Below are 21085 nucleotides of genomic sequence, written 5' to 3'. Positions count from 1 at the left end.
GTGAAAGGTTGGTCCTCAATGCCACGCGCCGCAGACAAGCAGTCCGTCTCCTCGGAAATCTCCTCCCGTCCCTATCTGATCGTCATCGAGAATGTCGCCTCCCAGCAGCAGGGAAGCGAGCCGCAGGAAAAGCAGTTCCTGCTGCGCGGCACGCCGGCCTACAGGCGCGCCAGCATCGCGCTGTTCCTCTCGGGCTTCGCCACCTTCTCGCTTCTCTATTGCGTCCAGCCGCTGATGCCGATCTTCGCCAGCGACTTCGGCATCAGCCCGGCCGCAAGCTCGCTCTCCCTGTCGCTGTCGACGGGCCTGCTCGCCTTCGCCATCTTCTGCGCCGCCGCCGTCTCCGAAAGCTTCCGCCGCCGCAGCCTGATGTTCGCCTCGCTGCTCGGTGCCGCGCTTTGCACGATCGCCTGCGCGCTAGTCCCGAGCTGGCATGCGCTGCTGGTCATCCGCGCGCTTGAAGGCCTGCTTCTCGGCGGCGTCCCCGCCGTCGCCATGGCCTATCTCTCCGAAGAGATCGATCCCCGCGGCCTCGGCGCCTCGATGGGCCTCTACATCGCCGGCAACGCCTTCGGCGGCATGGCCGGCCGCGTTGTCACCGGCACGTTGGCCGAGTTCTTCTCCTGGCGTATCGCGCTCGGCACGCTTGGCGCCATCGGCCTTGCGGCGGCCATCGGCTTCTTCCTGCTCCTGCCCGCCTCATGCAATTTCACGCCGCGCAAGGGCTTCAACGCCCGCTTCCATCTCGGCGCCTGGGCCGGCCACATCAGGAGCCCGGCGCTGCCCTTCCTGTTTGCCATCGGCTTCCTCGCCATGGGCACATTCGTCACGATCTACAATTATATCGGCTTCCGCCTCGTCGAAGCGCCTTACAATCTGAACCAGACCGAGCTCGGCCTGATCTTCACGGTCTACATCTTCGGCATCGCCGCCTCGTGGATCGCAGGCCTGCTCGGAGACCGCTTCGGCCACTTCGTCGTGCTGCCCTCTGGCATCGCGCTCTCGGCGATCGGCGTGGCGCTGACACTCTCGGCCTCGCTGCCGCTGATCATCCTGGGCATCGTTCTGCTAACCTCGGGCTTCTTCGTCGCCCACTCGGTCGCAAGCGCGCTGGTCGGGCGGCTCGCCAAGGGCACCAAGGGCCACGCCTCGTCGCTTTATCTGTTGTCCTATTACATCGGCTCCAGCGTCGCCGGCTCCGTCGGCGGCTATTTCTGGGGCGCCGATGGCTGGAATGCGGTCGTCATCTTCACCCTGACGCTCTTGGCGATCGGCATGGCCGCCGCACTCGCCGCCGCAAGGCTGTCGTGCCGATAGCAAACATAGAAAAAGCCCGCGGCAAGGCGGGCTTTCTCATTATTGGTACGCTCATGGTGAGCAGTCAGCTAACCGCCCAGGCGATATAAACAAGCGTCAGCGCGATCAGCCAGAGTGCCCAGCGGCCGGAGCGGCTGTGGCGGGCTTCCGACTTGCCGATCGCCTCGGCCGTCTCGGCGTCGAAGCGCAGGCCGTTTTCGCTCATCCTGAGCAGCTCGTGGTGGAACTTCTCTGTCTTGGCGGCGATCTCGGGTGCCGCCTCGGCAAGCTTCACGGCGGCCTTCAGCCCGTCCTTGATATCGGTCGCGATCCGCTTGGGTCCGAGATTGTTGCGGATCCAGTCGCCGACGACGGGTTCTGATGCCTTCCACATGTTGAAGCGCGGGTTGAGGATGCGCGCCACGCCCTCGACCACGACCATGGTCTTCTGCAGCATCACCAGCTCGGGCCGTGCGGCCATGTCGAACAGCTCGGTCACCTCGAACAGCAGCGTCAGCAGCTTGCCCATCGAGATCGTCTCGGCCGGCTGCCCGTGGATCGGCTCGCCGATCGCCCGGATCGCCTGCGCGAAGCTCTCCACATTGTGGTGGCCGGGCACGTAGCCCGCCTCGAAATGCACCTCGGCGACACGGATGTAATCGCGGGTGATGAAGCCGTAGAGGATCTCGGCGAGGAAGCGGCGCTCCTTCTTTCCGAGACGCCCGACAATGCCCATGTCGACGGCGACGATCATGCCCTTGGGGTCGACGAAGAGATTGCCCGGATGCATGTCGGCGTGGAAGAAGCCGTCGCGCAGCGTATGGCGCAGGAAGGACTGGATCAGCGTGTCGGCGAGCGCATTGAGATCGTGGCCGGCGGCCTTCAGGCCCTCGACATCCGACATCTTGACGCCGTCGATCCACTCCATGGTGATGACGTCGCGTCCTGTTCGTTCCCAATCGACGGTCGGAACGCGGAAGCCCGGATCGTTCTGGGTGTTCTCGGCGATCTCCGAAAGCGCTGCCGCCTCGAGCCTCAGGTCCATCTCGACCTTGGTCGTCTGCTCCAGCGTCTTCGTCACTTCCACCGGCTTCAGGCGCCGGCTGGAGGGCATGAAGCGCTCCTGTAAGTGGGCGACGAGATACATCGCCTCGAGGTCATGCGTGAAGCGCTGGCGCACGCCGGGGCGCACCACTTTGACGGCAACCTTCTTGCGTCCCTGCGGTGTCATCACCTCGGCCGGATGCACCTGCGCGATCGAGGCTGCCGCGATCGGCTCGCCGAAACTGACGTAAAGCTCGTCCACCGGCCGGCCAAGTGATCCCTCGATATTGGCCTTGGCGGCGGCATCAGGAAAGAAGGCCATCCGGTCCTGCAGCTGCGACAGGTCGTCGGCGAACTCGACGCCGACGACGTCGGGACGCGTCGCCAGGAATTGGCCGATCTTCACATAGGAAGGCCCCAACCGTTCGACGGCCTTGGAAAGCCGGTCGCTGCGCTTCTGGGTCTTGGCGCGCTTGCGCGCAAACATGCCGACGAAGGACTTGGCAGCCGCGACCGAAGGCGGAAGTTCGTCGGAAGGCAGCGCCGAGACGACGCCCTCGCGCACGAGAATCCAGCCAACCCGCCAGAGCTGGAAATATGCCGAAACAGTGCTCATTCCGGCTTAAAGCTTCCAGCCGGAGTGAAGGGCGGCGATACCGCCGGTATAGTTGGTGTAGCTGACGCGCGAGAAGCCGGCATTGCGGATCATCGCTGCGAAGTTTTCCTGGTTGGGGAACTTGCGGATGGATTCGACCAGATACTGGTAGGGTTCGGCATCGCCGGTGATCGCCTTGCCGAACTTCGGAATGGCATTGAACGACCAGCTTTCATAGACGCGGTCGAGCAGCGGCATGTCGACTTCGGAGAATTCGAGCACCAGCAGGCGGCCGCCGCGCTTCAGCACGCGGTAGGCTTCGCTGAGCGCCACGTCGATGCGCGGCACGTTGCGGATGCCGAAGGCGATCGTATAGGCGTCGAAGCTGTTCGCCTCGAACGGCAGTTCCTCGGCATTCGCCTCGACGAAGGTCAGGTTGTCGGAGAGCTTCTTCTTGGCGGCGCGTTCGGCGCCGACTGCCAGCATCGATCCATTGATGTCGAGCACTGTCGAGTGCGCCATCCGGTTCGAGGCTTCGATGATGCGGAATGCGATATCACCCGTGCCGCCGGCCACGTCGAGCGTCTTGTAGCCGGGCTCCTTGCGCGGGTTCAGCGCCGCGATCATCGCGTCCTTCCAGACGCGGTGCATGCCAACGGACATGACGTCGTTCATGATGTCGTAGCGCTTGGCGACCTTATGGAAGACTTCGTTGACGAGGCCCTGCTTTTCGCCGCCTGAAACTTCGCGGAAGCCGTATGATGTTTCCATGCCGCCGTCGGCGGAGGTGCGGCTGTCTGACATCGAATACTCCAATCTCTTAAATCAACGCGGCGACCATAGCGAAATCAGGCAGGCGACGCTATCTGTGGGCAACGGTCCGGTCCGCGACACCATGGCGCTATAGCGCACATCGCGGGCGGTTGAAACATGTTCGATATAGATGGGTTAAGATGCCGGAATTGCCAGAAGTCGAAACCGTCAAACGCGGCCTCGCGCCCACGATGGAAGGTGCGCGCATCGTCAAATTGGAACTCAGGCGAGGGGACCTGCGCTTCCCGTTTCCGGAGGCCTTCGGCGAGAAGGCATCCGGCCGCACCATCGTCTCTCTCGGCCGCCGCGCCAAGTATCTGCTGATCGATCTCGATAGCGGCGCCACCATCATAGCCCATCTCGGCATGTCCGGCTCCTTCCGCATCGAGGCAGGCCCGATCGCGGAAACCTCCGTCTCCGAAACACCGGGCGAATTCCATCACCCACGCTCCAAGGATGAAAAGCACGATCACGTGATCTTCCATCTGGAGGGGCCGTCGGGCGTAAGTCGCGTCATCTATAATGACCCGCGCCGCTTCGGCTTCATGGACATGGCCGACCGCACCGCGCTCGACATCAATCCCTTTCTTTATGGGCTCGGCCCGGAGCCGACGGGCAATGCGCTGAGCGCCGCCTATCTGGCGGAGCGCTTCAAGGGCAAGGCGCAGCCGCTGAAGAGCGCGCTGCTCGACCAGAAGAACATTGCCGGCCTCGGCAATATATATGTGTGCGAGGCGCTGTGGCGCTCGCACCTGAAGCCGACGCGGCCCGCATCCACCCTTGTGACGCCAACAGGCAAGCCCACCAAGCAGCTCGACCTGCTCGTCTCCTCGATCCGCGACGTCATTGCAGACGCGATTCTGGCCGGCGGCTCGTCGCTGCGCGATCATATCCAGACGGATGGCTCGCTCGGCTATTTCCAGCACTCCTTCTCCGTCTACGATCGTGAAGGGCAGCCTTGCCGTACGCCCGATTGCGGCGGTACCATCGCCCGCATCGTTCAGGCCGGGCGCTCGACCTTCTATTGCCCTACCTGTCAGAAGTAACTGGCTGTCAGAAGTAAGCCTGGGCATTGGCCCGACCGGGAGGAACGCATGTCTTATGAAACGCTGATCGTCGAAACCCGAGGCGCCGTGGGGCTGATCACGCTGAACCGCCCGCAGGCGCTGAACGCGCTGAACTCGACGGTGCTGAAGGAGCTGCTGCAGGCCTATGCTGCATTCGAGGTCGACGACGCCATCGGCGCCATCGTCCTGACCGGCTCCGAGCGCGCCTTTGCCGCCGGCGCCGATATCAAGGAAATGCAGCCGCTCGATTTCGCCGATGTCTACGCCCGCAATTTCCTCGGCGGCTGGGACGATGTCGCGAAAGTGCGCAAACCCGTCATCGCCGCCGTCAGCGGCTTCGCGCTCGGCGGCGGCTGCGAGCTCGCCATGATCTGCGACTTCATCATCGCGTCGGAGACCGCCAAGTTCGGCCAGCCCGAGATCACCCTCGGCGTCATTCCCGGCATGGGCGGCTCCCAGCGCCTGACGCGCGCCGTCGGCAAGGCCAAGGCGATGGACATGGTACTGACCGGCCGCATGATGGATGCGGCGGAAGCAGAACGGGCAGGACTCGTATCGCGTGTAGTGCCTGCCGATCGTCTGCTCGATGAAGCGCTCGAGGCGGCCGCCAAGATCGCCTCCCTGTCACGCCCCTCAGTGCTGATGGCCAAGGAGGCCGTCAACCGCGCTCTTGAGACCACGCTGGAGGAAGGCCTGCGCTTCGAACGCCGCCTGTTCCACAGTCTCTTTGCGACGGAAGATCAGAAGGAAGGGATGACAGCCTTCATCGAAAAGCGTAAACCCGCCTTCAAGAACCGCTGACCCCTGAAGAGAAAAGGCGACGGTTCCTTGAAAATGCGCGTTGACGCCGGTCGGCTTTAGGGTTATATGCCCGCCCAAGGTTCGGGAAGCCAGTCCGGTTTTCCGATAATACTCCCGCATTGCTGTGTAGGAAGTGGCTGCAAGGCCCGCGGCGGTAGCGGAATTTGTTCGAATTCTTGAGAGAGGCATCCATGGCCAATACAACTTCGGCGAAAAAAGCGACCCGCAAGATCGCCCGCCGTACCGACGTCAACAAGGCTCGTCGCTCGCGCGTTCGCACGTTCGTTCGTCAGGTCGAAGAAGCACTCGCAGCTGGCGATGCTGCCAAGGCCAAGGAAGCCTTCCAGGCCGCGCAGCCGGAACTGGCCCGCGCAGCAAGCAAGGGCGTCCTGCACGCCAACACGGCATCCCGCAAGGTCTCGCGCCTCGCAGCTCGTGTGAAGGCTCTGTCGGTCGGCGCGACCGCTTAAGCTTCCGTTAATAAAGACAGCTATATGATTAGCCCGGCAACTTTGTCGGGCTTTTTCGATTCAGCCGATTGCCCGAACTGTGGTTAATTTGGCGACGATTTCGTGTCCGGCAAATGACACAAAAAAATGAATGATTACAAAGGCTTGTGTCAGGTTGTTCCTGAACGAAGAGACTCAGACCTTCCCTTGCGGCGTCTAAAACGAGTCAAGAAGCTTTTTTCTTTTTTTCTTTTTATGCGTGTCAAAATTGCCGGTTTCCGGAATCTCCTTGATTCAAAAGCGATTCTTTTTTTGCTCCAGTGCAGCGCCCTAAATCTGCCGCAGGAGTCAACCGGCTACGCTTAATTTTGGCGAAATATGCCCGTTGATCTCGACCCCCGATCCTGCCTAAATGCCTCCCAACAAGGGGCTCGGACATCACCTGTTTTAAGGCTTGGTCTGAAACTGCCACGTCGGCAGGACGATGCTTTAGTGTCTTTTGTTACGGAAGTTTCGACCTCCGGATTTTCACGCACTGATGCAGATTGGACCGCGGCTGTGGCTGCCGCGGAACGGGATCATCTGTGCGCCTTTTTTGAGGGGCTGCACGCAGCGCGTGCGATCCTAATAAAGAGAAAAAGCATACGCAGGCAGGCTGGTGTTCGTTGGACGAGGAGCGGGCACCTAGGAGACAAGAAGCAATAAGACCGCATGAAGCGGTTGGCTTCGCCTCCAACAGTCGCCTCTCGTTAAGAGGCACGCGTTTGAGTGAACCGGCCGACGGCAGAGCATGAGGGTGATGCTGTCAGGTCATAAGCGGGGAAATGATCGGGCGACCAGAATTAGGTCGGCCGATGGAACTATAAGGCGGCAAGATGCACATGAATTCGATGGCGGCGAGTGCTTTGGACAACTCGGACAAGGTATCTCAGACGTTAGGCTCTATTTGCCCAGACGCGGCGGGGGAAAAGGGAGACATGAAGAATGATGGCATACTTTTTGAACGAGCAAGTGCACGCCTGAAGGCGCAGGTCGGTCCGGATGTCTACGCAAGCTGGTTTGCACGACTGAAGCTCCATTCCGTCTCCAAGAGTGTCGTACGGCTGACGGTCCCAACAACTTTTCTGAAGTCCTGGATCAACAATCGCTATCTCGACCTGATCACCGGCATCTTCCAGGCGGAAGACGCTGAAATCCTGAAGGTCGAAATCCTGGTTCGCACGGCAGCGCGCGCAACCAGCAAACCGGAAGAAACGGCGACGCAGGAGCCGGTATCATCAGTCGCGCCGATCCGTCGCCCGGTCGCTCAGCAGGCCGGCCAGATCGTACAGCAGGCCGTTTCGGCGGCATCCGCCGCGCGTCCGGCCACATCGGGCCAGCCGCTCTTCGGCTCGCCGCTCGATAACCGCTTCACCTTCGACACCTTCGTCGAAGGCAGCTCCAATCGCGTCGCTCTCGCGGCCGCAAAAACCATTGCCGAAGCCGGTCAGGGCGCAGTGCGCTTCAACCCGCTCTTCGTTCATTCCACGGTCGGTCTCGGCAAGACCCATCTGCTGCAGGCAATCGCCAATGCAGCCGTACAGAACCCGCGCCAGCTGCGCGTCGTCTACCTGACGGCGGAATACTTCATGTGGCGTTTCGCGACCGCGATCCGCGACAATGATGCGCTGACGCTGAAGGACTCGCTTCGCAACATCGACCTTCTGATCATCGACGACATGCAGTTCCTGCAGGGCAAGATGATCCAGCACGAGTTCTGCCATCTCTTGAACATGCTGCTCGACAGCGCCAAGCAGGTCGTCGTCGCAGCCGACCGCGCACCCTGGGAGCTGGAATCGCTCGACCCGCGCGTTCGTTCGCGTCTGCAGGGTGGCGTGGCGATCGAGCTTGACGGCCCGGATTACGAGATGCGTCTCGAAATCCTCCAGCGCCGCCTTGAGGTCGCCCGTGGCGAAGACCCGTCGCTGGAAATGTCGAGCGAGCTGCTCAACCACGTTGCCCGCAGCATCACCGCCAGCGGCCGCGAACTGGAAGGCGCCTTCAACCAGCTGCTCTTCCGTCGCTCCTTCGAGCCGAACCTGACGGTCGAGCGCGTGGACGAGCTTCTCGCCCACCTGGTCGGCTCTGGCGAGCCGCGCCGCGTACGTATCGAGGATATCCAGCGCATCGTCGCCCGTCACTACAACGTGTCGCGCCAGGAGCTGGTCTCGAACCGTCGCACGCGCGTCATCGTCAAGCCGCGCCAGATCGCCATGTATCTGGCCAAGACCCTGACGCCGCGCTCCTTCCCGGAGATCGGTCGTCGCTTCGGCGGACGTGACCACACGACCGTGCTGCACGCCGTGCGCAAGATCGAGGAGCTGATTTCAGGTGACAGCAAGCTGTCGCACGAGATCGAGCTGCTGAAGCGCCTGATCAACGAATAGTCGCGATCATAGCATCGAAATTAAGCGGCCGGGAGCGATCCCGGCCGTTTCCTTTTATGCGCTGTTTATTTTATACAGCCCTTTCAAGCATACGCGCGGCGGGAGGAAAACGCCGCGCCTTGGGAGGATATAAATGAGCTTTACGAAAATCGCCGTACTCGGTCTGGGCAAGGTCGGGCGGCTGGCCGCCACGCTTTTGCATGAGGGCGGCTTCGAGGTCACGGGTGTGGATGCGCAGCTGCCTGTCGGCGAGGTGCCGTTCAAGTGCCATAGCGGCGATATCTCCGACCCCGCCGTCATCGGTGAATTGCTGTCGGGTGTCGACGCGGTGCTGTCGTGCCTGCCCTATCACCTGAACATCGAGCTGGCGCGCGCCGCCCATGCCGCCGGCATCCATTATTTCGATCTGACGGAAGATGTGCCCACCACCAACTTCATCATCGAGCTGTCGAAAACCGCGCGTGGCCTGATGGCGCCGCAATGCGGGCTTGCCCCGGGCTTCGTCGGCATCGTCGGCTCGAGCCTTGCCGATGGCTTCGATCGCTGCCGCTCGATCCGCATGCGCGTCGGCGCCCTGCCGCAAAATCCGACGGGCCTCTTGGGCTATGCCTTCAACTGGTCGCCGGAGGGCGTGGTCAACGAATATCTGAACGATTGCGAAGTGATCGAAGGCGGCGTGCGCAAGCTGGTGTCGCCGATGGAGTGGCTCGAAACCATCTACGTCGAGGGCGTGAAGCTTGAGGCGTTCACGACCTCGGGCGGTCTCGGCACCATGTGCGACACGCTGCTCGGCAAGGTCGAGAACCTTGACTACAAGACCATGCGCTATCCCGGCCACATGGACCTGATGAACTTCTTCTTCCACGAGCTTCTGATGCGCGACAAGCGCAAGCTCGCCGGCGAGATCCTGACGGAGGCCAAGCCCCCCGTCGATGACGATGTCGTCTACGTGCATGTGGCCGCCGAAGGCACCGAGCGTGGCAGCCTGCGCCGCAAGGAATTCGTGCGCGCCTATTACCCGATCGAGATATCAGGCGCCCGCCGCACGGCGATCGCCTGGACAACCTCGGCATCGGTCGTAGCCGTCATCGAGATGGTGCGCGACGGGCTGCTACCCGCAACCGGCTTCCTGCACCAGGAACACATTCCGCTCGATATGTTCCTGAAGACGCCGACCGGCAGCCTCTTCAAGACGGGTGCGTCCCGCAGAGCCTGATCGGCCAAGCGTTTCAACACATCGCCGCTCTCAGGGCGGCGGTGTGGACACCGCTATTGCGGATTGCGCTGGCTGGGCAGTGCGCAGCGATTGCCGCAGCTGGCGACCCCGGGAAGCATGTAGCGCAGGCAGCAGAGCTTGCGCCGCTGGATCATCTGCCCGTCTTCCTCGACCTGTCTGACGCTGCCGCAGAGCGGGTTCGGCCCGCCATCCGGCAGGCACCCGCGCACGAAGAGCGGCAGGTCGGGAGCCGAGCGCCCTCCGCCCTCGCTATCGGTCAGCCGCAGCGTATAGTCGATGTAGACGGCGGCGTTGTTCCACAGGAGCTTGGCCGAGAGCCCGCAGCGCTTCAGGCGCTCGACGGCCGTGTTGAGATGATCAGACATCAGCGGCCCGACCACGGTAAATTCGTCGGCGCTCGTCTCTTCGCCGATCATGCCGCGATGGGAGACGCCGAAGGCACGCGGCAGCCCGTCCTCGGTGAGCGCGATCGTCATCTCATCAAACGCCACCGGCAGCACCTGGCCAGCCAGGCGACGGGCGAGCAGATAGGGAATGCTGATCCCGGCGAAGTAGTAGAGCGACCACATGGAGACGACGGCGCGGCGGTCCGTGCCCTTGGTGACCTCGGTGTACCGGTCGATCGCCCGCTCGAAACCGCCATCCTCGAAGAATGTTGCGAGGGCGACGCCACCGGCCAGCTCATCCGCCAGCATCATCTTCTCGCGGCACCAGGCGTGATCGCCGGAAAAAGCGTGGGACAAGCCAATCGGCTGCGGGAGCCCGGGCGCCGTCCGCGCGATCTGTTGAACTGCCATGACTGAGGTTCGGCCTTGCCTGTATGCGTCTTAATCCTGACTATGATAATCAGCAAATGCGCGGCAGGAAAGCGTTTTATGAGTGCAGGTGTCCACTTTTTCCACCGGTCGCGAGATTTGTGAGAGCCCACAGGAAACGGGTGGCGCCAGCGCGGGCGTGGCGCTATGCCTTGCTATGCTGGGAGAGGGAGAGAAGCGATGCAGCAGAGACAGATGGGTCTTGCCGAATGGGGAATGTTGCTGGTGCTGTCGCTGCTCTGGGGCGGCTCCTTCCTGTTCAACGGCATCCTGGTGAAAACCCTGCCGCCGTTTACCATCGTCACCGGCCGCGTGCTGATCGCCGCCGTCGCGCTGAATCTGATCGTGCGCGCCACCGGCCACGCCATGCCGCGTGATGGCAAGTCTTGGGCCGCCTTCTTCGTCATGGGCCTGATCAACAACATGATCCCCTTCTGCCTTATCGTCTGGGGACAAACCCATATTGCGAGCGGCCTTGCCTCGATCCTCAACGCCACCACGCCGCTCTTCGGCGTCGTCGTCGCGCATCTGTTGACGGCGGATGAGAAGATGACCGGAAACCGCCTGCTCGGCGTCATCGTCGGCTTCGCCGGCGTCGCCTACATGATCGGCTTCGATGCGCTGCGCGATTTGGGAACCAATGTGCTGGCGCAGCTCGCCGTTCTCGGCGCCGCAATCTCCTACTCTTTCGCCGGCATCTACGGTCGCCGCTTCCGCCAGATGGGCATGGCACCGCTTCTCCCCGCCGCTGGCCAGGTCACCGCCTCCAGCGTGCTGATGCTCCCCATCGCCCTCATCGTCGATCACCCCTGGACGCTCGCCGCCCCCTCGGCCGAGACCTGGATGGCGCTCTTCGGCCTGGCGCTGCTCTCGACAGCGGTCGCCTACGTCCTCTTCTTCCGCATCCTCGCCACGGCGGGCGCCACCAACCTGATGCTCGTCACCTTCCTCATCCCCGTCAGCGCCATCCTGCTCGGCGCGGCCATCTTGGGCGAGCAGCTGCAGGCCAAGCACCTGATCGGCATGGCGATGATCGCGATCGGTTTGGCTGCGATCGATGGGCGGTTGTTTGCGCGGGTGCGGAGGAGGGTGGTTTGAGTGCGGGAGTTATTTAAGAACAACAGGATAGGGCAGAGCCCGGAGCCCCCTCATCCCCGGTGCAACAAGTTGCACCTGAAACCTTCGGGCCACCTTCTCCCCGTTGGGGAGAAGGTGCCGGCAGGCGGATGAGGGGCCACTTGCGAAAACCTCTCCAGAGGCCTCACCCCCAAAATCAACAAGCCAGATCAGCCACCACCGAATCCAGAATCAGCATCCCCGACGGCGTGCAGCGGATGCGCGAATTGCCGATCCGTTCGATAAACCCGTGTTCCAGTAAAAATTCTTCGCGCTTCGGATCGGGGTCGCGGCCGGAGAGCTGTTGCCAGCGGGCGAGGTCGACGCCTTCGGTGAGGCGAAGTCCCATCAGCAGTAGTTCGTCGGCCTGTTCGTCATAGCCCAGCTGCTCCTGGTCGAGCACGCCGTGGCCGTCGCGCTCGACGAGCTCCAGCCAGGCTTCCGGCTTGCGCTCGGTGGCGGTGGCGAGCTTGATGGGGCCGCGCGTCAGCCGTCCATGCGCGCCGGGGCCAATGCCGGCATAGTCGCCGTAGCGCCAGTAGGTGAGATTGTGGCGGCTCTCGGCGCCTGGGCGGGCGTGGTTGGAGACTTCGTAGGCGGGCATGCCCTCGGCGGCGGTGATGTCCTGTGTCGCCTCATAGAGCAGCGCCGACTGATCGTCGTCGGGCACGACGAGCTTGCCCATCTTGTGCAGCCCGAAGAAGGGCGTGCCCTCCTCGATCGTCAGCTGGTAGAGCGACAGGTGGTCGACGGCGTAGGAGATCGCTTCGCGCAGCTCGCGTTCCCATTCCTCGACCGTCTGCTTGGGACGGGCATAGATCAGGTCGAAGGACATGCGCGGGAAGATGTCGCGCGCCAGCTTGATCGCCTTCAGCGCATCCTCGACATCGTGCAGACGCCCGAGGAATTTGAGGTCGCGATCGTTCAGCGCCTGCACGCCCAGCGACACGCGGTTGACGCCGGCGGCGCGGTAGCCGCGAAAACGCTCGGCCTCGACGCTGGAGGGGTTGGCCTCCATGGTGATCTCGATGCCATCAGGCATGTGCCATTCCTTGGCGATGCCGTCGAGAATGGCCGAGACGGTCGATGGGTTCATCAGCGAGGGCGTGCCGCCGCCGAGGAAGACGCTGGTGACAGTCTTCGGGCCGCTCAGCTGCCGCATCGCCGCCATCTCCTTCAGGAAGGCGGCGGTAAAGCGCTCCTGGTCCACAGGCTGGTGGCGCACATGGCTGTTGAAGTCGCAATAGGGGCACTTGGCGGCACAGAACGGCCAATGCACGTAGACGCCGAAGCCGGGCTCGCCGGTATCGGGCAAAAGAGATGCATAGCGCGTCAGGTTAGGCTGTTCCAAAGTGTCCACGATTCGGGTCTTATGCGTCCAGGCAGGTTTCGACGAAGATCTTGAAGGCGCGGGCGCGATGCGAGAGAGCGGCAGCGTCGCCCGGCTTCCAGCCATGCTTCTCTTCCGCGTTCATCTCGCCGAATGTGGTGTCGTAGCCCTCGGGTTGGAAGACCGGATCGTAGCCGAAGCCTTCAGTGCCGCGCGGTGGCCAGGCGACGAAGCCTTCGACTTCGCCGCGGAACATTTCGGTGTGCCCATCCGGCCACGCCAGGCAGAGAACGCTGACGAAGCGCGCGGTGCGCTGCTCCGGCGTGGTGGCGCCCTTTTCCTGAAGAGCGGTTTCGACCTTCTGCATCGCCATGGCGAAATCGCGCGTGCCATCGGCGGTTTCCGCCCAGTTGGCGGTGTAGACGCCGGGTGCGCCGTCCAGCGCGTCGATCACCAGGCCGCTGTCGTCGGAGAGCGACGGCAGGCCGGAAGCCTTGGCGGAAGCCAGCGCCTTGATCGCGGCGTTTTCCTCGAAGGTCGTGCCGGTCTCATCCGGCTCCTCGAATTTCAGTTCGGCTGCCGATTTCGCCGAGAAGCCGAAAGGACCGATCAGGTCGGCGATCTCGCGTATCTTGCCGGCATTGTGGCTGGCAACGACGATGGTGCGGGTATCGAGCTTGCGCATGAGCGGTCCTTCAAAGATTCCAAAGTTTGGGTTCGGCGCATTCCAGGCTGTTGCCGTCAGGATCGCGGAAATAGATCGATCGCGCCCCGTTCGGCCAGCAGAAATCGCTTTCGATGGAAACGCCCGCTTTGTTGAGCTTTTCCGCGATCAAGTCAATCGCTTCCGCACTCATCCGGAAACAGGCATGCCCCGCGCCGGTGGTGCCATGCGGCGGAACCGGCAGCGCGTCGGAAGAGGGCGGCTTGATCGTTTCGTGGCGGTTGAAGATCAGGAGAATGCCTGCGCCGCAGCGAAAGAAGACGTGCCGGTTGTCATGGCGCAGAACCTTCTCGAGGCCGAGAACATCGCGATAGAAGCGTTCGGCGGCATCGAGGTCGTCGACGTAAAGCGCGGTTTCAAGAATGCCGTCGATCATGCTGTCATTCTCCGGGGCGCCGTCGCGTGCTGGATTAAGACCCTCTCTGGCCTGCCGGCCATCTCCCCCACAAGGGGGGAGAAGACCCGTGGCAACCGCCTGCCCAAATTGAACGTCGACGGGGCGTCTGGGTTAAGCCCTCCCCCTTGTGGGGAGGGTTGGGGAGGGGCCTTTATTCAGCTCCCCTCAGGCAATCGCCGCCTTCTGCATCTCCACCAGTTCGGCAATGCCGTTCTTGGCAAGCGCCATCAGCGCGCCGAACTCTTCCTCGCTGAACGGCGTGCCCTCGGCCGTGCCCTGGATTTCGACGATCCCGCCCGAACCCGTCATCACGAAGTTCGCATCGGTCTCCGCGGACGAGTCCTCGAGGTAATCGAGATCGATGACAGGCTGGCTGGCGAAGACGCCGCAGGAGATCGCGGCGACGTGGTCCTTCAGAACCCGCTCGACCTTGATCATGTTGCGGCTTTCCATCCACTTCAGGCAGTCGTAGAGCGCGATCCATGCGCCGGTGATGGATGCCGTGCGCGTGCCGCCATCAGCCTGGATCACGTCGCAGTCGAGCGTGATCTGGCGTTCGCCGAGTTCCTTGAGATCCACCACGGCGCGCAGCGAGCGGCCGATCAGGCGCTGGATTTCCTGGGTGCGGCCGCCCTGCTTGCCGGCGGCGGCTTCGCGCTTCATGCGGTCGCCGGTGGCGCGCGGCAGCATGCCGTATTCGGCGGTGACCCAGCCTTTGCCGGTATTGCGCAGCCACGGCGGCGTCTTTTCTTCAAGGCTCGCCGTGCAGAGCACGTGCGTGTCGCCGAATTTCACCAGACAGGAGCCTTCGGCGTGCTTGGAAAAGTTGCGCTCGAAGGTGACCTTGCGCATCTGGTCGGTTTTTCTGCCTGATGGCCGCATCCTAATTCTCCTCGGTGCACGGGGCCGGGAACGCGGGCGCGATCCCAGGCTTCATCCTATGTGCGGGTCTGTTGTTGACCGCTTCTACGATTGGCGGCGCGCATTTGCAAATTCCCTTTTGCGCCCACGGGGAGATTGGCTATATTTTGCGGCATCATTATCAGCATGGGTGCGCAAGGCTTAATGGAATTCAGGTCGTCGACGATTTCGGACGCCGTTGCCGCGCTGGACGAACGCTCCAAGGAAATCTTCCGTCGCATCGTCGAGGGCTATCTGGAGACGGGCGAGCCGCTGGGCTCGCGCAATCTTTCGCGCATCCTGCCCATGTCGCTGTCGCCGGCCTCGGTGCGCAACGTCATGAGCGATCTGGAAGAGCTCGGCCTCGTCTATTCCCCGCATGTCAGCGCTGGCCGCCTGCCCACGCAGGTGGGCCTGCGCTTCTTCGTCGATGCCTTCATGCAGGTCGGCGATCTCTCCGCCGAGGACCGCGCCAATATCGACCGGCAGGTGCGGGCGGAAAGCCGTGACGGCCCGATGGAAGCGATGATGAACGAGGCAAGCCGCATGCTGTCGGGCATGTCGCGCGGCGCCGGTCTCGTCATCACCTCGAAGAGCGATCCCGTGCTCAAGCACGTCGAGTTCATCCGCCTGGAGCCCACCAAGGCGCTTGCCGTTCTCGTCGGTGATCACGATCAGGTCGAAAACCGCATCATCGAACTCCCCGCCGGCGTCACCTCCTCGCAGCTCACCGAAGCCGCGAATTTCCTCAACGCCCACATGACCGGCCAGACGCTGCCCGAGCTGCGCAGCCAGCTCGGCCGCTTGAAGGCCGATGTGCGCCACGAGCTCGACGCGCTGTCGCAGGATCTGGTGGAGCGCGGCATCGCGGTCTGGTCCGGCAGCGCGGATGAAGGCAAGCCGGCGCAGCTCATCATCCGCGGCCGCGCCAATCTCCTGGAGGGGCTGGGCAATCCGGATGATCTCGATCGGCTGCGCATGCTGTTCGATGATCTCGAGAAGAAGGACAGCCTGCTGGAGCTGCTGAACCTGGCCGAAAGCGGCCCGGGCGTTCGCATCTTCATCGGCTCGGAAAACAAACTCTTCTCGCTCTCCGGCTCTTCGCTGATCGTCGCACCCTATCGCGACGAGGACGACCGCATCGTCGGCGCCGTCGGCGTCATCGGCCCGACGCGGCTCAACTATTCGCGCATCGTGCCGATGGTCGATTACACCGCCCAGCTCATGGCAAGGCTCTCGCGCCCGTCCAAATAGCGGTAGGCGTTACTCAGGCAGCTGCACGCCGGAGCCGCCCATTTCCGAAGGCATGTCCTTGAACTTCGGCAACCCGTCCTTCACGTGCAGGATGGTGTCTTCGTAGTTCACATGCATGGTCGGCTTGTAATCGAGATCGGGGATAACGGGCGCATAGACATCGGTCACGCCCCAGAGCGGATGCTCGCTGTAGAGATGCCCGCCGCAGGTGTCGCAGAATTTGCGCACGCTGTAATCGGTCTTCTGGAAGCTCTCGACATGCTCGCCACCCTTGGTGACGCGAACCGCCTGAGGCTGCCACAGCGTGAAGGTGTTGATCGGTCCGGCCGACCAGTGCTGGCAGGAGCGACAATGGCAATAGCCCATCGCGACAGGCGTGCCGGTCACGGTCAGTTCCACGGCACCGCAAAAGCATTTCCCGACATAGACGTTTTCGTCGGCCATCTCAGCACCTCCCAGGTTGGGAGATGAGTGTCGCACCATATCAGCCTTTGCGAAAGTAAGAATGACATATGGCTGCCGCCTCGCTGTCGCTTTCATAAGCGGTCGTCACGGGCCGAACATGCCTGTGTTTCCGACCTTCTTCGTCACGCAGACTTGATTTTTGATGTTCAAAGTTCGATATCGGGCACATCCAAAAGCCACCAATGACCGGAGAACGTCATGACTGACGAGACGACGAAGAACGGACCTGACGCAGCCGCGGAAGAAGCCGCAGCCGACGCCGCCGCAAACGTCGAGAACGAGACCGCAGCCGAGCCCGATCCGATCGAGCTCCTGAAGGCTGAGAATGCCGAGCTGCGCGACCGCTATCTGCGCCTCGCCGCCGACATGGACAATCTGCGTCGCCGCACCGAGCGCGAAGTCAAGGACGCCAAGTCCTATTCCGCGGCCGGCTTCGCCCGCGACATGCTGGCTGTCTCCGACAACCTGCGCCGCGCGCTCGACGCCATTCCGGAAGAGGCCCGCGCCGGCGCCGATGCCGGCCTGACGACGCTGATCGAAGGTGTCGAGATGACCGAGCGCTCGATGCTGTCGACGCTGGAGCGCCACGGCGTGCGCAAGCTGGAGCCGGTCGGCCAGAAGTTCGATCCGAACTTCCACCAGGCGATGTTCGAAGTGCCGAACCCCGACGTGCCCAACAACACCGTCGTCCAGGTCGTCCAGGCCGGCTATTCCATCGGCGAACGCGTCCTGCGCCCCGCCATGGTCGGCGTCGCCAAGGGCGGCCCGAAGATCGTCGAAGCCGAAACCAACTCGGTCTTCGACCAGAAGGACGCCTGATCCGATCGGGCCCGCATAAGCGGGCCTGACCTCATTTATTCAAGATAGTCAGATGCGGGCGAAGCGTTCGATCAGGAGATCGAAGAAGCCGTCCGCGTCGACATCGCGCATCACGGTCGCGTTGCGCTTGCGGTCGGTCACGTGCCACCAATCGACCACGGTCATGCCGACGGTCAGCTCCGACTTCACTTCGATCTCGACATTGCAGACCCGTCCCTTGAACAGCTCCGGCTTCAGCAGATAGGCAACGACCGTCGGGTCGTGCAGCGGGCCGCCGTCGGTGCCGTATTTCTCGACATCGAAGCGCTCGAAGAATTCCAGCATCTCGACCATCGCGATCGCCGGACGCGTGCCGATCTCGGCCATGCGCTTGACGCGCGATTTGAGCGTCAAGAGCTTGTGCGTTACGTCGAGCGGCATCATCACGATCGGCACGCCGGAGCGGAACACGATGTCAGCGGCCTCGGGATCGACGTAGATGTTGAATTCGGCCGCCGGCGTGATGTTGCCGCCCTCGGAATAGCCGCCGCCCATCATGACGAGCTCGCGCACGCGGCCGATGATGTCAGGCGCCTTCTGGAAGGCGAGGCCGATATTCGTCAGCGGTCCGAGCGTGCAGAGCGTCACGGTGCCTTCAGGCTCGCTGCGCAGCGTCTCGATGATGAAATCGACGGCGTGGCCGGCCTGCAGCGGCATGGTCGGCTCATCTAGCTTGGGACCGTCGAGGCCGGTCTTGCCATGCACATGCTCGGCGGTGACGAGTGGACGGGCGATCGGCTTGTCGGCGCCGGCGAAAACCTTGGTGTCGGTCTTGCCGCAGAGCTCGCAGACGATGCGCGCATTGCGGCTGGTATAGGAGAGCGGCACGTTGCCGGCGACGGTGGTGATGCCGAGCAGTTCCAGTTCCTCAGGGCTGCCGAAGGCCAGCATGATCGCGGCCGCGTCGTCCTGACCTGGGTCGGTGTCGATAATGATCTTTCTCGGGTTTGCCATTCCGTTCGTCCCATCCTCCCGGTGCCTGTATCGACGCATGTATCGATGCATGCACCATCTGTTTACCTTCCCGCCGCAAATCGGCACAGCCGGCACCGGGCAGGATTTGATGCGAGGCGCAGCAAGCTTTGTCAAGGCGGTGCAATCGCGTGCTGGGAGAGGCGCACGTCTCGCTTCCCTGTCTTGCGCCCTGTCTTGCGAATGACAGCATTCGTTCCCATATTAGCAACATCCGGATGCTGTCTTCAGGTCCGGAAGGGTCGCTTGCATCAAGGACTTGGAACGCTGATGAGCCGTATGACGCCTTTCGCCAGCCCGCTGTTGCTGGGTTTCGACGCCATGGAAAAGACGCTGGAGCGGATTTCCAAGGCGAGTGACGGATATCCCCCTTATAATATCGAGCGCCTCGCCGCCGACCGCATCACCGATGATCCTGAGCGCCTGCGCATCACGCTGGCTGTCGCCGGCTTCAGCGAAGAGGAACTCGACATTTCCGTCGAGGAAAACCAGCTGGTCATCCGCGGCCGCCAGGTCGAGCAGGGCGAGCGCGAATATCTCTATCGCGGCATCGCCGCCAGACAGTTCCAGCGCACTTTCGTGCTCGCCGATGGCATGCAGGTTCTCGGCGCGGGCCTCAAGAACGGCCTTCTGTCGGTGGATCTCATTCGCCCGGAGCCGTCGCGTATGGTGAAGAAAATTAACATTTCGGTCCCACAGTAGGACAACGGCGCAAATCGCACCGTTGGTCCCTTCTCTCTGGAGGTACAGGAATGTTGATGAAAGAAGCCAATTCGCACCTGACCAAGACCGAGCTTGCCGGCATCGGCAACGGCGAGGTCGCCTATATCAGGAAAATCCGCTCCGAGGATGTTCCCCGGTGTTTTCCGGAAGCTCCCGATATCGATCCGAACGTCGATCTCTGGGCGCTCTTCGGCGCGGACGGAACCCCGATCCTCTTAACGGACAACCGCTCCAGCACCTTCTTCAAGGCCGCTGAAGACGAGCTGAAGACGGTCAGCCTGCACTAAAGGCGGGTCAGCATGAAAACAGACGGCGTTCCCCGGAGCGCCGTTGTTTTGTTTTTGAGGGGCGACTCATGCTACGCCCATCTCATGCGAATAGCGTCCTTCCAGCGTTTCCCCATTTTCGATGACGCTGAGAAGGCGGCGGGCGTGATCCTGCGCGACCTGACATGGGCCGATAGCCACGGCGCCGATCTCGCCATCTTTCCCGAATGCTACCTCCAGGGCCATAGCTACGACCGCTCGATCAACGAGCGGCGCGCGCTTTGCGTCGATGATCCGGCGCTGCGCCAGCTGCTCGGGACGCTCCGTTCCATCAGGACGGCCGTCATCGTCGGTTTTGTCGAGCGGCGTGGCGATCTGGTCTACAACAGCGCCATGCTGATCGAGAGCGGCGCCGTGGCGGGCGTATACGCCAAGGCGAAACCGCTGGAAGATGGCTGCACCCCGGGCGATGCATTTCCCGTCTGGCGAAGAGCCGGCCGTGGCTTCGGCATCAATATCTGCAGCGACTTTCGTGATCCGGCATTCTCCGATGCCATCGTGGCAAACGGCGCCTCCGTCGTCTGCGCTCCGCTCAACATGATGATCCGGGCGCACAAGGTGGATCAATGGCGCGAGCCCGCGATCGAGAGCCTTCGCGCCTGCGCGGTCCGCACGGGCAGCTGGGTCATCTCCTCCGATGTCGTCGGCGACAGGGGAGATGGCTGGATGAGCTGCGGCTGCACGCTCGCGGTCGGGCCTGATGGCGTGATCGCGAGCAAGGCGCCTGAATGGCAAGAAGGCGCTATCCTGCTGGATATTCCGCCGTCGTTCGACGCTAGACGCGCTTGAACGTCAGATAGGCGGACGAGCGCCCTTCGCGCCTAGCCTTGGCCTCGTAGCGCGTGCTCGGCCAGCCCTCGTAGGGCGTCAACCAGTCGGCTGCGTTGCTGGCCTGCCAGTCGAAGCCGCCGTGGTCGCGGCATTTCAGAAGCGTCCAGTTCACATAGGTGTCGATGTCGGAGGCGAAGCAGAACAGGCCGCCGGGCTTCAGCACGCGGTGAAAGCGGTCAAGATTGGTCTTCGAGACGAAGCGGCGCTTCCAGTGCTTCCGCTTCGGCCAGGGATCCGGGTAGAGCAGGTCGATCTGGTCGATCGATCCATCCGGCAGCCAGTCGAGCAGTTGCGTCGCGTCGTCGTTGTAGACGCGGACATTGCGGGCGCCGGCATTGTCGACGCTGGCAAGCAGCTTCTGCATCGAATTGATGAAGGGCTCGACGCCGATGAAGCCGGTCGAAGGCGTTTCGATCGCGCGGTGGATCAGATGCTCGCCGCCGCCGAAGCCGATCTCAAGACGCAGCCGGTTGGTCTCGACGGGAAAGAGAGTGCTCAGCGGCTCCGGGGGAGCCGCCGAGAGGTCGATGATGAACGCCGGCAAGAGGGTGCTGAGCTTCTCCGCCTGTTGTCCGCGAAGTGCCTTACCCTTGCGGCGACCGAAGAAAGCCTCGGTCGCGCGTCCGCGACGTTCCATGTCAGTCAT

At 62.6% G+C, this 21085-nt stretch carries 22 protein-coding genes; 12 read left to right on the top strand and 10 right to left on the bottom strand.

The genetic code is table 11. The features are described from left to right. Nucleotides 1-18 precede the first annotated feature (18 nt). On the top strand, nt 19-1317 hold the full coding sequence (locus ACIQUB_RS14630; protein WP_113239285.1) for an MFS transporter: 1299 nt from the start codon (nt 19-21) through the stop codon (nt 1315-1317). Nucleotides 1318-1381: 64 nt separating this feature from the next. Here ACIQUB_RS14630 and ubiB read toward each other — a convergent pair whose 3' ends face one another. Together ubiB and ubiE are read right to left on the bottom strand one after the other, a co-directional pair. Next, the gene (gene ubiB / locus ACIQUB_RS14625; protein ID WP_402930405.1) at nt 1382-2956 is read right to left on the bottom strand and encodes a 2-polyprenylphenol 6-hydroxylase; all 1575 of its coding nucleotides are present in this window, start codon (nt 2954-2956) and stop codon (nt 1382-1384) included. Nucleotides 2957-2962: 6 nt separating this feature from the next. Next, on the bottom strand, nt 2963-3739 hold the full coding sequence (gene ubiE, locus ACIQUB_RS14620) for a bifunctional demethylmenaquinone methyltransferase/2-methoxy-6-polyprenyl-1,4-benzoquinol methylase UbiE (protein ID WP_047507000.1): 777 nt from the start codon (nt 3737-3739) through the stop codon (nt 2963-2965). 149 nt (nt 3740-3888) lie between these two features. Here ubiE and mutM point away from each other — a divergent pair, with 149 nt between their 5' ends. The 5 genes from mutM to ACIQUB_RS14595 all read left to right on the top strand — a co-directional run bounded on the left by mutM (nt 3889) and on the right by ACIQUB_RS14595 (nt 9707). Then, nucleotides 3889-4794: a bifunctional DNA-formamidopyrimidine glycosylase/DNA-(apurinic or apyrimidinic site) lyase gene (gene mutM, locus ACIQUB_RS14615; protein ID WP_113239287.1), complete on the top strand. Its 906-nt coding sequence runs from the start codon at nt 3889-3891 to the stop codon at nt 4792-4794. Between the two features lie 48 nt (nt 4795-4842). Further along, nucleotides 4843-5616 (top strand): enoyl-CoA hydratase, encoded by a 774-nt coding sequence (locus tag ACIQUB_RS14610; RefSeq protein ID WP_113239288.1) that lies wholly within the window; start codon nt 4843-4845, stop codon nt 5614-5616. 191 nt (nt 5617-5807) lie between these two features. Then, on the top strand, nt 5808-6086 hold the full coding sequence (gene rpsT, locus ACIQUB_RS14605; protein WP_111563244.1) for a 30S ribosomal protein S20: 279 nt from the start codon (nt 5808-5810) through the stop codon (nt 6084-6086). 854 nt (nt 6087-6940) lie between these two features. Continuing rightward, on the top strand, nt 6941-8491 hold the full coding sequence (dnaA, locus tag ACIQUB_RS14600; RefSeq protein ID WP_112945236.1) for a chromosomal replication initiator protein DnaA: 1551 nt from the start codon (nt 6941-6943) through the stop codon (nt 8489-8491). 133 nt (nt 8492-8624) lie between these two features. Then, on the top strand, nt 8625-9707 hold the full coding sequence (locus tag ACIQUB_RS14595; RefSeq protein ID WP_113239289.1) for a saccharopine dehydrogenase family protein: 1083 nt from the start codon (nt 8625-8627) through the stop codon (nt 9705-9707). A gap of 53 nt (nt 9708-9760) precedes the next feature. Here ACIQUB_RS14595 and fhuF read toward each other — a convergent pair whose 3' ends face one another. Further along, a complete protein-coding gene (gene fhuF, locus ACIQUB_RS14590; RefSeq protein ID WP_402930399.1) occupies nt 9761-10525 on the bottom strand; it encodes a siderophore-iron reductase FhuF in 765 nt (254 codons plus the stop codon). 198 nt (nt 10526-10723) lie between these two features. Here fhuF and ACIQUB_RS14585 point away from each other — a divergent pair, with 198 nt between their 5' ends. Continuing rightward, nucleotides 10724-11641 (top strand): DMT family transporter, encoded by a 918-nt coding sequence (locus ACIQUB_RS14585; protein ID WP_402930397.1) that lies wholly within the window; start codon nt 10724-10726, stop codon nt 11639-11641. A 175-nt stretch (nt 11642-11816) separates the two neighbouring features. Here ACIQUB_RS14585 and hemW read toward each other — a convergent pair whose 3' ends face one another. From hemW to rph, 4 genes are all read right to left on the bottom strand, one after another. Continuing rightward, nucleotides 11817-13019, bottom strand: a complete 1203-nt coding sequence (hemW, locus tag ACIQUB_RS14580; protein ID WP_047507020.1) for a radical SAM family heme chaperone HemW — start codon at nt 13017-13019, stop codon at nt 11817-11819. A 10-nt stretch (nt 13020-13029) separates the two neighbouring features. After that, nucleotides 13030-13674: an RdgB/HAM1 family non-canonical purine NTP pyrophosphatase gene (gene rdgB / locus ACIQUB_RS14575; protein WP_113239292.1), complete on the bottom strand. Its 645-nt coding sequence runs from the start codon at nt 13672-13674 to the stop codon at nt 13030-13032. Between the two features lie 10 nt (nt 13675-13684). Further along, nucleotides 13685-14089 carry a VOC family protein gene (locus tag ACIQUB_RS14570; protein ID WP_113239293.1) on the bottom strand — a complete coding sequence of 135 codons (405 nt, stop codon included), beginning with the start codon at nt 14087-14089 and terminating at the stop codon, nt 13685-13687. A gap of 186 nt (nt 14090-14275) precedes the next feature. After that, nucleotides 14276-14992, bottom strand: a complete 717-nt coding sequence (gene rph / locus ACIQUB_RS14565; RefSeq protein WP_018898171.1) for a ribonuclease PH — start codon at nt 14990-14992, stop codon at nt 14276-14278. Between the two features lie 183 nt (nt 14993-15175). On the opposite strand from rph, the gene hrcA reads away from it, so the two are divergent. Continuing rightward, a complete protein-coding gene (gene hrcA / locus ACIQUB_RS14560) occupies nt 15176-16264 on the top strand; it encodes a heat-inducible transcriptional repressor HrcA (RefSeq protein ID WP_018898172.1) in 1089 nt (362 codons plus the stop codon). Nucleotides 16265-16273: 9 nt separating this feature from the next. Here the strand turns inward: hrcA and ACIQUB_RS14555 are convergent, their stop codons facing one another. Next, nucleotides 16274-16708 carry a GFA family protein gene (locus tag ACIQUB_RS14555; protein WP_111561566.1) on the bottom strand — a complete coding sequence of 145 codons (435 nt, stop codon included), beginning with the start codon at nt 16706-16708 and terminating at the stop codon, nt 16274-16276. A 219-nt stretch (nt 16709-16927) separates the two neighbouring features. Between ACIQUB_RS14555 and grpE the strand changes: the two genes are divergently transcribed. Next, nucleotides 16928-17548: a nucleotide exchange factor GrpE gene (grpE, locus tag ACIQUB_RS14550; protein ID WP_018898174.1), complete on the top strand. Its 621-nt coding sequence runs from the start codon at nt 16928-16930 to the stop codon at nt 17546-17548. 48 nt (nt 17549-17596) lie between these two features. Here grpE and ACIQUB_RS14545 read toward each other — a convergent pair whose 3' ends face one another. Continuing rightward, nucleotides 17597-18541, bottom strand: coding sequence for a nucleoside hydrolase (locus ACIQUB_RS14545; RefSeq protein WP_112982012.1), 945 nt, complete (start codon nt 18539-18541; stop codon nt 17597-17599). A 288-nt stretch (nt 18542-18829) separates the two neighbouring features. Between ACIQUB_RS14545 and ACIQUB_RS14540 the strand changes: the two genes are divergently transcribed. The 3 genes from ACIQUB_RS14540 (at nt 18830) to ACIQUB_RS14530 (ending at nt 20397) form a co-directional block, all read left to right on the top strand. Next, complete coding sequence (locus tag ACIQUB_RS14540) at nt 18830-19261, top strand: Hsp20 family protein (RefSeq protein ID WP_047507035.1); 432 nt, start codon at nt 18830-18832, stop codon at nt 19259-19261. A 50-nt stretch (nt 19262-19311) separates the two neighbouring features. After that, complete coding sequence (locus ACIQUB_RS14535; RefSeq protein ID WP_018898177.1) at nt 19312-19569, top strand: DUF1150 family protein; 258 nt, start codon at nt 19312-19314, stop codon at nt 19567-19569. An 84-nt stretch (nt 19570-19653) separates the two neighbouring features. After that, nucleotides 19654-20397: a carbon-nitrogen hydrolase family protein gene (locus tag ACIQUB_RS14530; RefSeq protein WP_112982011.1), complete on the top strand. Its 744-nt coding sequence runs from the start codon at nt 19654-19656 to the stop codon at nt 20395-20397. Here ACIQUB_RS14530 and ACIQUB_RS14525 read toward each other — a convergent pair. Beyond that, nucleotides 20384-21085: a tRNA (guanosine(46)-N(7))-methyltransferase TrmB gene (locus ACIQUB_RS14525; protein ID WP_047507043.1), complete on the bottom strand. Its 702-nt coding sequence runs from the start codon at nt 21083-21085 to the stop codon at nt 20384-20386. The genes ACIQUB_RS14530 and ACIQUB_RS14525 overlap by 14 nt on opposite strands.

Source organism: Rhizobium sp. NPDC090275 (assembly GCF_044772225.1).
GTDB lineage: Bacteria > Pseudomonadota > Alphaproteobacteria > Rhizobiales > Rhizobiaceae > Rhizobium.
This window is presented reverse-complemented; position numbering and strand designations above follow the sequence as displayed.